The sequence below is a fragment of the bacterium genome, assembly GCA_031082185.1.
In the GTDB taxonomy this organism is placed as follows: domain Bacteria; phylum Sysuimicrobiota; class Sysuimicrobiia; order Sysuimicrobiales; family Humicultoraceae; genus VGFA01.
Genome location: JAVHLI010000004.1, coordinates 199,234 through 209,169, shown reverse-complemented (window position 1 = coordinate 209,169; position 9,936 = coordinate 199,234). Strand labels below are relative to the sequence as shown.

At 67.0% G+C, this 9,936-nt stretch carries 12 protein-coding genes and 1 tRNA gene; 4 read left to right on the top strand and 9 right to left on the bottom strand.

Annotation, left to right across the window (positions count from 1 at the left end; genetic code table 11):
* The first annotated feature begins 165 nt into the window (after nucleotides 1-165).
* Nucleotides 166-615, top strand: a complete 450-nt coding sequence (locus tag RDU83_05985) for a YbaK/EbsC family protein (protein ID MDQ7840564.1) — start codon at nucleotides 166-168, stop codon at nucleotides 613-615.
* 28 nt (nucleotides 616-643) lie between these two features.
* On the opposite strand, the gene RDU83_05980 is transcribed toward RDU83_05985, so the two are convergent.
* On the bottom strand, nucleotides 644-991 hold the full coding sequence (locus RDU83_05980) for a DUF5615 family PIN-like protein (protein MDQ7840563.1): 348 nt from the start codon (nucleotides 989-991) through the stop codon (nucleotides 644-646).
* Complete coding sequence (locus RDU83_05975; GenBank protein MDQ7840562.1) at nucleotides 984-1,268, bottom strand: DUF433 domain-containing protein; 285 nt, start codon at nucleotides 1,266-1,268, stop codon at nucleotides 984-986. Before RDU83_05975 ends, RDU83_05980 begins: the two co-directional genes overlap by 8 nt.
* A gap of 571 nt (nucleotides 1,269-1,839) precedes the next feature.
* Here RDU83_05975 and RDU83_05970 point away from each other — a divergent pair.
* A complete protein-coding gene (locus tag RDU83_05970; GenBank protein ID MDQ7840561.1) occupies nucleotides 1,840-2,460 on the top strand; it encodes a peroxiredoxin in 621 nt (206 codons plus the stop codon).
* Between the two features lie 3 nt (nucleotides 2,461-2,463).
* On the opposite strand, the gene RDU83_05965 is transcribed toward RDU83_05970, so the two are convergent.
* The 3 genes from RDU83_05965 to RDU83_05955 all read right to left on the bottom strand — a co-directional run bounded on the left by RDU83_05965 (nucleotide 2,464) and on the right by RDU83_05955 (nucleotide 5,776).
* A tRNA-Ala gene (locus tag RDU83_05965) sits at nucleotides 2,464-2,538 on the bottom strand.
* 138 nt (nucleotides 2,539-2,676) lie between these two features.
* The gene (locus RDU83_05960) at nucleotides 2,677-3,414 is read right to left on the bottom strand and encodes a hypothetical protein (GenBank protein ID MDQ7840560.1); all 738 of its coding nucleotides are present in this window, start codon (nucleotides 3,412-3,414) and stop codon (nucleotides 2,677-2,679) included.
* A gap of 106 nt (nucleotides 3,415-3,520) precedes the next feature.
* On the bottom strand, nucleotides 3,521-5,776 hold the full coding sequence (locus RDU83_05955) for a xanthine dehydrogenase family protein molybdopterin-binding subunit (protein ID MDQ7840559.1): 2,256 nt from the start codon (nucleotides 5,774-5,776) through the stop codon (nucleotides 3,521-3,523).
* A 112-nt stretch (nucleotides 5,777-5,888) separates the two neighbouring features.
* Between RDU83_05955 and queF the strand changes: the two genes are divergently transcribed.
* On the top strand, nucleotides 5,889-6,344 hold the full coding sequence (queF, locus tag RDU83_05950; GenBank protein MDQ7840558.1) for a preQ(1) synthase: 456 nt from the start codon (nucleotides 5,889-5,891) through the stop codon (nucleotides 6,342-6,344).
* Nucleotides 6,345-6,350: 6 nt separating this feature from the next.
* Nucleotides 6,351-6,851, top strand: a complete 501-nt coding sequence (locus RDU83_05945) for a QueT transporter family protein (GenBank protein ID MDQ7840557.1) — start codon at nucleotides 6,351-6,353, stop codon at nucleotides 6,849-6,851.
* A 30-nt stretch (nucleotides 6,852-6,881) separates the two neighbouring features.
* Here the strand turns inward: RDU83_05945 and RDU83_05940 are convergent, their stop codons facing one another.
* The 4 genes from RDU83_05940 to RDU83_05925 are packed head-to-tail and all read right to left on the bottom strand — an operon-like array spanning nucleotide 6,882 to nucleotide 9,907.
* Complete coding sequence (locus tag RDU83_05940; protein MDQ7840556.1) at nucleotides 6,882-7,325, bottom strand: NUDIX domain-containing protein; 444 nt, start codon at nucleotides 7,323-7,325, stop codon at nucleotides 6,882-6,884.
* A complete protein-coding gene (locus tag RDU83_05935) occupies nucleotides 7,325-8,347 on the bottom strand; it encodes an ABC transporter substrate-binding protein (GenBank protein MDQ7840555.1) in 1,023 nt (340 codons plus the stop codon). The genes RDU83_05940 and RDU83_05935 overlap by 1 nt, the downstream gene beginning before the upstream one ends.
* Nucleotides 8,340-9,131, bottom strand: coding sequence for an ABC transporter permease (locus RDU83_05930; GenBank protein MDQ7840554.1), 792 nt, complete (start codon nucleotides 9,129-9,131; stop codon nucleotides 8,340-8,342). Before RDU83_05930 ends, RDU83_05935 begins: the two co-directional genes overlap by 8 nt.
* Nucleotides 9,128-9,907, bottom strand: coding sequence for an ABC transporter ATP-binding protein (locus tag RDU83_05925; GenBank protein MDQ7840553.1), 780 nt, complete (start codon nucleotides 9,905-9,907; stop codon nucleotides 9,128-9,130). Before RDU83_05925 ends, RDU83_05930 begins: the two co-directional genes overlap by 4 nt.
* Nucleotides 9,908-9,936: the final 29 nt, after the last annotated feature.

Genomic DNA, 9,936 nt, shown 5'->3' with positions numbered 1-9,936 from the left:
TGAATACCATGTTGATAGTATAGACCTTAGCGACACGGTTGGCGAGCTCTGTTTCGGCTAAAGCCCCCAGAAGCCCCGTCTTATCCCCTCAGGCTGAAGCCAGCATGGCGCAGGACGCCGCGGGGTTCCCCACCGAACTCCCAATCCACAATGCGCACGCGGGCGATGAGGATTCTGGATGCCCTTGGCATTCACTACGACCTCTTGGAGTTCGAGGCCGAGGCGCACACAGCCGCGGAGGCGGTCGAACGGCTCGGGATCTCGCCCGACCAACTGTTCAAGACGCTGGTCGTCCGCTCCAGCGAGGGCGCGGTCCTGCTGGCATCCGTCCCGGCCAGTCACGAACTGGACCTCCGGGTGCTGGCGCGGTGCGCGGGTGCCCGGCGCGTCGAGTTGGTGGATGCAGGAGAGTTGATGCGGCTGGTCGGCTACGTGAAGGGAGGCGTATCGCCCCTGGCGACACGGCGGCCCTACGTGACGTTCATTGACGCCTCCGCCCTGCAACACCCGCGGATAAGCATCAGTGCGGGCGTGCGGGGGCTGCAGATCTGGATTGACCCGCGCGACCTGGTGCGGGCTACTGGCGTCCGGGTGGAGGCGATTACGGGAACGTGACAAACCCGCCTTCGTTCCAGGCCGCGACTCAGACGTACAGAAGCTGGTTCTTCAGATCTTCAGCGGCCAGTCGGGTGAGCAGTCGCCCTACTCTTGCAGCCAGATCCCCGGGTGGACGCCGCCGGGCAATGACGATGCCAGCGTGGGATCTATCGGCCCCCAACCACTCTCCGTGCAAACGCTCGAAGTCAACCCGGTTATGGGTGAGAAGCACGCGTCCGGTCTCGGCCCCGAAGGTCAGTTGCTGGAAGTCCGACCGGCCGAGTTGCCCCGCATCCCTTGTGGTGACTGCCTCGAAGCCCCGTGCTCTTAGGATCGCGGCGACTACAACCGACACATCCTCGTCGAGGTAGACCGGGGCCGGTGTCCTAGGCATCCGGGCGCGCAGTCGGATGCGTCAGGTCGTCGGGAACCTCGTTGCGGACGATGTAGGCCTGGATCTCGGCCTGGTGGTCTACATAGTAGCTCAACGCGTCAAACACCTGCGCAAGCGTGAGGTGGGGGAGATGCACAGGAATCTCTTCTGGTGTGACCCCGAGGCGCCACAGTTCCACGATGGCGCGCACCGAAGTCCGAGTGCCTCCGACGATGGGCTCCCCCTGGAGGATGTTGCCGTCCCGAACAATGTAGTGGTGCTCGGTTGCGATGGTCATTGCGTCCCCTCCCAAAGAGGCAGGCCCCGTTGCACCCCGGCCGTTAATGTCTTTGACACATTATACCCGAATGGCCGCAGAGGTGCGGCGCCTCCCTTCTATATCTGGCACCAACACCTTAACGAGGTCGTCAGCCGGCATCCCGTAGGGATGATCGGCCGCCAGCCCCACTTCCTTCCCGCTTACGCCCGGCTGCCCGGTTGCCGAAAGATGCCGAGCGGCTGCCAATAGTGCTGGCGCGGGCCATCGCGCGCACAGGTAGGCCGCTGACAGTCGAGGCCCTGCGGAAAGATCCGGGACTTGAGCGGAAGCAGCCGTCGGGATTCGGGGAGACGCCGGGCCCGTGACACCGTTTCCCATTTCGAGTTCGTTGAGGACATCCGCAGGCGCAAGACGAGATCGCCACGTAGAGCCAGCCCCAGCGCATGAGCGTCTGCCGCCCATCCGGTGAGTCACTATGGAATAAGCGCACGGCCAGATCAGTTAAATTAGAGGAGGAGATGCCGGATGCATCTCTCTCCGGACAACCTCCGGAAACTGACTGAGAGACTAGTCGAAGGGGGTTTTCGTCATGAGTGTGGGCTGTTGCGGATTGAGGGTTGGGCAGAATGTGCCGGATTTCCGACTCGAAACGTTTGAGCCGTCCAAGGCCGACTTCGGAGAGGTCAGCCTCGAGGCGCTGCGCGCCGGCGGGAAGTGGACGATCCTGTTCTTCTACCCCGCCGACTTCACCTTTGTCTGAGCGACCGAATTCGCTGCTCTGGCAGAGCAGCATGAGGCGTTCAATAGGCTGGGAGCCGAGGTCGTCACCGTAAGCACAGACACGAAGTACGTCCATCTTGCGTGGCAGAAGAACGAGAAGATGCTGAAGGACGTCAGGTATTCGATGGGGGCCGATCCCACCGGCAACGTCTCGAGGCTGTTCGGCGTCTACGATGAGGACACAGGGCTCGCGCTGAGGGGGGCGTTCATCATCAACCCCCAAGGGATGCTCCTCAACTCAGAAGTCAACTACTACAACTTGGGCAGGAACGTTGAAGAGCTGCTCAGGAAGCTCAAGGCCAACCTGCGCCTGGCCAAGCACGGCGATGAGGGCACTCCCTCGAAGTGGAGGAAGGAGGGAGACAAGACGCTCAAGCCCTCGGCGAAGATGGTAGGCAAGGTATATGAAGAGTACACCGACGAGGGGTAGGGCTGGTGGAGACGAGGGGATTCGAACCCCTGACCCCCTGCGTGCAAAGCAGGTGCTCTCCCACTGAGCTACGTCCCCATGTATGGCCGCGCCTTCCATGATAGCGGTTCAAACGGGGTGGTCGCAACCGGCATGCCGCGAGAAAACCGAACGCCGGCCGCGTTCAGATCGGCCGGCGTTCGAGTCGAGCGTGCCCGCGACTGAGCCAGTGTGCCCCTACCGGCGCGTTGACAACCCGAGGAACCACCCTGACCAGCGCACGTCCTGTCCGGCGGCACTCGTGTCGCCGCTGGTGATCGAAGTGACACTGAACCCTCCGGATCGCCACCCAAGCTCGACGTTCAAGGGGTAGTTGGGTAGCATGTAGCCCAAGGCGGCCGAGTACACGCTCGTGTTGGCCGTCCCCTCGGCTCTTGGATCCCAGAACCCCGGGTTGGCGTACTTGTACTTGAGCCCGGAGCCAAACGTTAGGGAACCGGTCGCATACCACGCCCCTGACAGCGGGAGCCTCATGTCGGCGCCGAAGACTATGCCGCTGGCGTCCTGAGTGGAGATTGTGGTTCCGCCGTCGGTTGCCTTCCACGAGTGATTGCCGTAACCGGCGAACAGAAGCATAGACCCCGTGCCCAGGGAGAGGGGGAGCCCCACGCTGATGTCGTAGTATCTCCAGGTACCGCCGTCGTAGAAGGTCAAGGGAGACCAGGACCCGAGCGATCCGGAGTCGATGTTGAACCTCAGCCCCACCCCGTACCCCGGAGGCTGGATGAAGGCCGTTCCCCCGAACATGGTCGTGTTGAACTTGTATGGAAGGTCCCCCCAGATCGGGGGGGTCTGCTTCCAATCGGCGTTGGACGGGTTGAAGCGGAGCTGGAACCACGACTGGGCCGAAGCCGGAACACTGGCGGCCAGGACCATGACCGCAACCACCGCCAGCGCGATGAGTGATCTACGCATACAACACCTCCAGATGATGTACTGTTTTGTGCGCGGACGGCGGTGTCCGAGTTGTCCGCCGAACCGTGCCGGTACAACTATACCACCTAGTGGCCATTCGCGGGATTCAGCCCGATTCCTGCATGCCGCGGCCCGACGCAAGGGCGAGGTGCCCGGCCGTCGCAGGCAGCGCTGTCATCCTCACCCCCGTCGCGTCCGCGATAGCGTTCACGATCGCCGCCGCGCCTGGAATCACCGGCGGCTCGCCCACGCCCTTGGCGCCGAACGGCCCCTCGTCCGAGGGGAGCTCGATCAGCACAACGTCCACCGGCGGCACCGCAGACGACCGGGGCAGCGCGTAGTCGGCGAGGGTCCCGGTCAGCAGGCCGCCGTTCTCGTCGTAGACCACCTGCTCCAGCAGGGCCCAGCCGATCCCCTGCGCCACGGCCCCATGGATCTGTCCTTCCACTTCAGGCGGGTTGATCGCGAACCCCACATCCTGCGCGACCACGTAGTCTAGGATCTCCACCGCGCCGGTCTCGCGGTCCCCCCGCACGCGCACGAGATGCCCGGCGAAGCCCGGGGCCTGCCGCGCGATCGCGGTGGAGCCCTGTCCGAACACCGGAGGGTACTTGGCGCCGAACTTCATGCTCAGCGTGGCGATCTCAGCCAGCGAGAGGGCTGCCGTGGGTGAGCCCCGGACGTGCACCCGGCCCCCCTCGATCTCCAGGTCCTCGAGGCGGGCCTCCAGGTGGTCGGAGGCGATGGCCAGGATCTGGCGGCGCGCGTCCAGGGCGGCACGCCGGACGGCTTCCCCGACCGTGTACGTGATCTTGCTGCCGCCCGACATCCCGGCGTAGGGCGCCTGATTGGTGTCGGCCGTGACCACCTGTACCTTGTGCGGTTCAACTCCCAGGATCTCAGCGGCGATCAGGCCCATGGTGGTGGCCGTGCCGGTGATGTCCACCGCGCCCGTGACGATCTGGAACGTGCCGTCGGTGTTCGCGCGCACACAGGCGGTCGCCGATTCGAGCCCGCCGGGCCAGCCCCCGATCGCCACGCCGATGCCCTCGCCCGCCCGCCGGGGACGCCGGCGCACCGGGTGAGCGTCCAGCGCCTCGAGCACCTGTCGGAGCCCCATGTTGGGCCACGGCCGTCCGTGGGGCATCGGGTCGCCCGGAGCTGAGGCGTGGCGCAACCGAAATGCGATCGGATCCACACCCAGCAGTGAGGCCAGTTCGCTCATAGCCGACTCGATGGCAAAGGTTGCCTGCGGCACACCCGGCGCGCGATAGGCGCCTGCAGCGGGCTTGTTGGTGAGCATGTCCACGGCCTCAATCGACAGGTTGGGGATGCGGTAGTATCCACCCAGCATGAGACTGGCGACCGTGAGGGGCGCGCCGGGCTCACACCCGGAGTCGAATTCGATCCTGGCCCGCAGGGCGGTCAGGGCGCCTTCCCGCGTGGCCCCCAGCTCGACTGTGATGCGGCTGGCCGGGGCAGGCTCCGTCGCCAGGAAGTCCTCGTTTCGAGTTAGGACGATGCGCACCGGCCGGCGCACGAGCATCGCCAGCGCGGCGGCCAGTGGCTGGAAGTTCACGATCTTGCCGCCGAACGCTCCGCCCACGGTCATCGGGACGATCTTAACCTGCTGCTGGGGCAGGCCGAGCCGCTTGGCGGTCTCCGCGCGGAGGTAGAACGTGCCCTGCGTGGAGGTGTAGATCGTTACCTCACCGGTTACCGGGTCCACGAAGGCAACCGCGGCCTGTGGCTCCAGATAGCCCTGGTGGATGCGCGAGGTGGTGTAGGTCCGGCGCACGATCACCTCGGCCTGCCGGAAGCCGTCCTCGATGCTGCCGCGAGTGAACGCCACCCGGTTGGCCACGTTGCTGGGGCGGTCGGCTTTCTTCTCCTGCAAGACCACCGTCGCGTGCGCCTCGGCGTCGTCCTCCTCGGTCTCGGCCGACTCGCGCACCAGGGGGGCGTCCTCGCGCAACGCTTCGTCCATGGTCAGCACCGCGGTCAGCGGCTCGAACTCCACCGACGCACGGAGTGCATCGAGCCCGTCGGAGGCGGCCGTCTCGCTCTCACCCAGCACCACCGCGACCGGCTCGCCGGTGTACCTGGTCAAGGGTCCGGCCAGCAGGCGGGAGGCGCCGTTCCCCAGCCGGGCCAGGTCGTCCGCGGTCATTACGGCAGCGACGCCGGGAGTCGCCAGTGCCGGGCCGCGGTCCAGCCGCACGATGCGCGCCCGCGGAAAGGGGCTGAGCAGCAGCCGCACATGCAGCATCCCGCTCAGGCGTAGGTCCTCGGTGTACCTGGCCGCACCCGTTATCTTTTCGAGACCGTCGGTGCGCCTGTGCGCCTTCCCAACTACCGGCATCCCCGTACCTCCGTCGTTGTTGCGGTGCTCTTCGTCGTCATCCGCACGGATGCCTTGCACGTGGGCTGCATTGCCGGCTGCGCTGCCTTGCGGGTCGGGAGCCGCCGCGCGTATGATGCTGGCCAGGAGGGAGGGTCGCATGGATCAACAGGGCTACGAGCGCATCAACCCCGGTCTGCTGGAGGCCTTCCCCTACGAGTACCCGGGCAGCGACGCCGTCGTGGAGATAGCGACCGACGAGTTCACGGCCGTCTGCCCGTGGTCCGGCCTGCCCGACTTCGGCCGGCTGACGGTGCGCTACGTTCCACGCGAGCGCGTGCTGGAGCTAAAGTCGTTCAAGTACTACCTGCACTCCTACCGCAACGTCGGCATCTACCAGGAGCACGCGGCCAACCGCATCCTGACCGACCTGGTGGCCGCCGCCGCTCCGCAGTGGATGGAGCTGGTGCTCGACTACAACGTCCGCGGCGGGGTCCACACCACCGTCCGGGCCCGCTGGCCGCAGGAGAGCGCCTGTTCGGGGCAGGCGCCTGGGGCAGGACAGGCGGCCGGCGGCCCGCAGGAGTAGTCCGGGATGGCGTCGCGGCCGGGCAGCCAGCGGGCCCTCGCCGAGGTTTGCGTCATCGCCGCCGTATACGCGGCGCTGACCGTGGCGTTCGGCCCGATCAGCTACGGTCCGGTTCAGTTCCGGATCCCCGAGGCGCTGAAGTCGCTGGTCATCTGGCGCCCTCACCTGGCGGCGGCCTTCGTGCTCGGTAACTTCCTCAGCAACATCACCAGCCCGCAGGCAGGCATCTGGGAACTCGGGCTTATGCCGCTGGCCAACCTGGCCGGCGCGTGGCTGTGTATTGCGATTGGCCGGCGGTCCGCGTGGGCCGGGGCCGCGGCCTACGCTGTGGTAATCGCCGCGGCCGTGGGCCTGATGCTGTCGGTGCTGCTGGCCGTGCCGTTTGCGGTGCTGTTTCCGCCGCTCCTGCTGAGCGAGGTCGTGCTCATCGTCGGTGGTGTGCCGGTCATGGCCCGCATACACCGGGCGGTCGAGGAGCGCGAGCGGCGCGCAGGTGCCGGGCCGTAGCTCGGCAGCGCCCAGCCGCCTGCCGGTGCCCTACCGTAGCGTGCTGCTCCAGCCGCTGCCGGCTCGGGCGTCGAGCCACCGCGGCAGGACGTCGCAGAGCACCGTGGGCAGCAGGTTGACTGCGGCGAGCCGGTCCGTGGGCTGCCAGACGAACTCGAGGTGCGGTTCCGCCGATCGAACCGGGGCCGGTTTGTCGAGCCCGGGCCAGGTGACCTCGAACACCAGGTTCAGCTCGTGGCTCCGCCCATGCGCGTCGTCCCAAGCGTGCTCAATCGCTCCCAGGAACCTGCCGATTTCCGCCACGATCCCCAGCTCCTCCTGAAGCTCCCGGGCCAGCGCAACCTCTGCCGGTTCGCCGAACTCCACGTGCCCTCCGGGCAGGAAGGTGTGCGCGGCGCCCTTCTTGCGGGCAAGCAGGAGGTGCCGCTCTGCGGTGATGACGGCCCTGGCGATGATCTCGATCGCTGCGGTCATCAGCGCCCCAGCCGCTTCACCGCCTCCTGCTGGAAACGCCGATCCACCATCTGCTCGATCGGGATTGCCGCCGCATAATCTGCCAGCCCGGCCTCACGGAAGGCCTTCTCCATGTCCACGATGGTGGGCGCAACGATCCGCATGTCGCGGTAGTAGAGCAACGGCGGTTCTCCGCGCAGCACCTCGTCGCGGACACCGGTGTACTTCTTGTAGGCAGCAACGTTGTCAGGGTCGAGGTACCCCTCGCCCTGCATGGCACGCGCTGCGGTCATCAGCGCCATCAGGAAGCGCGTGGCGACCTCGGGCCGGGTGCGCATGAACCCGCCCGAGAACGCGAACACCGTGGTTGCGGTACCCGGCGCGAAGTTCTCGAGCAACGGCCGCGCCAGGAACTGGGCCAGCGCCGCCGACGAGAACGGCGAGCCGGTAAGGGCGGCGTCCACGCGGCCGGCACGCAGCGCCGGGCCGTGGTCCGGGTTGGGAAGGTTCACCAGCTCGAAGTCGCGCGGCCCGATGCCGCCGCGCCGCGCGCCGATGAGGAAGAGATAGTGCCCGGCCGACCCGGCTCCGCCGGCCACTGCCACCCGGCGGCCACGTAGGTCGCGCACCGAGCGTATCTCGCCCGAGTCGAAGAGGTCCATGCGCGCCAGAATCCGCGTGCCGTGACGCTGTCCCCAGGAGGAGGTTGACGCGACCACGCGCATCTCCATGCCGCGGTTGAAGGCGTTGAAGATCGAGGCTGCCAGGCCGATCGCGCCCACGTCGAGGCGGTCCTGGGCCAGGAAGGCCACCGCCTCGGTGCCCGAGGCCACCCGCTGCAGCTCGACCTCGATCCCCTGATCGCGCATGAAGCCGCGCTCTATCGCCACGTAGAGCGTGGCGAAGTTGATCAGCGGCACGTGCGCCACCACGACCCTCTCGACGCGCGGTGCGGCAGGAGCCGCGGCGACTACGCCCGTCGCGGTGGCTACGACCATCGCGACGGCGGCCAGCCCAGCCCAAAGCCGGTTAGGGTTACCCATGATCTATTCTCCCTCCTCGTGGACGATCGTCCTCCAGCCACGGCATCACCCGGTGGCCGACCCTGCGTACGGCTTCGTACGACAGCATCCCCAATGCACCGATGACGATGAAGCCGGCGAACATCTCCTCGGGGCGCAGCGTGTTCCAGGCGAACCATATGAAGTAGCCGATGCCGTCCTTGGCGGCGACGAACTCGGCTGCGATGATCACGATGAGCGCCGTACCCAGCGCCAGGCGCATGCCGGTGAAGATCGCCGGCAGCGCCCCGGGCAGGATGATGTGCGCGAACATCTGCAGTCGCCGCGCGCCAAACGCCCTGCCCGCCTCGATGTAGAGCGGCTCGACGCCGACCACCGCGGCGGTCGTGTTGATGACCACGATGAAGAAGGTGGCGATGGCGATGATGGCAATCTTCGAGGCCTCGCCCAGGCCGAAGATCAGCATGACCAGCGGCAGAATCGCCACCTTTGGGATCACGTAGAGCGCCGAGATGGTCGGTTCGAGCGCCACGCGCAGCGAGCGGATCGTGCCCATCGCCAGGCCGGCCGCCAGTCCTGCCGCGGCGCCGATAGAGAAGCCTGCCAGCACGCGCGTGACGCTGGCCATGGTGTGCGCCGCCAGGGTGCCGTCGGCGAGCAGGCGCCAGAACGTGAGGACGACCAGCGACGGCGGCGGGAAGAACCGCGCATCGAGCACGCCGGTCTGGACCGCCAACTCCCACAGGCCGATCAGGAAGAGGGGCGCGCCCAGCGCCAGCATGCGGTCGCGGCGCGGGTCATTCATGCCCGCGTCCCCATCGCCGCGATCGCCTCATCGCGCAGCGCCTCCCATATCTCGTAGGACAGGCCGGCGAAAGCCGGGTCGCCCATTACCTCGATGCCGCGCGGCCGGGTAAAGGGCACCGAGAACTCGGCCTTCAGTCTCCCGGGCCGGGCGGTCATGAGCACGACCCGGTCGCCCAGCAGGATCGCCTCCTCGATGTCGTGGGTGACGTACACTACGGTCTTGCGGTCGGTTTCCCACAGGCGCAGCAACTCGTCCATGAGAATCAGCCGGGTCTGCGCGTCGAGCGCGCCCAGTGGTTCGTCCATCAGCAGGACCTCGGGATCGTTGGCGAAGGCCCGCGCGATGCCGACCCGCTGGCGCATTCCCCCAGAAAGCTGGCGCGGATAGGCGTCGGCAAAATCGCCGAGACCCACCCGGCCGATCCACCCGCGGGCCGCGTCCTCGCGCTGGGACCGAGCCACGCCCCGCATCTGCAGTCCGAAGGCCACGTTCTGCAGCACCGTCTTCCAGGGGAAGATCGCGTACTCCTGAAAGACCAGACTGTGTAGCGGTTTGCCCCGGCCGCCGCCGGCAATCGCCGCCGCCCCACTGGAGCAGGGAACGAGACCCGCCAGGATGCGCAGCAGCGTGGACTTCCCGCAGCCGGAGGGTCCCACGATGCAGACGAACTCCCCCTCGGGCACCTGGAGGGAGACCCGATCCAGCGCCACCACGGGGCGGCTCTGCCCCGGATAGACCTTGGTCACGTCGGATACTAGGATCTTCGCAGACATTGAACTATTTCATTCTGCGTCCGTGCGCC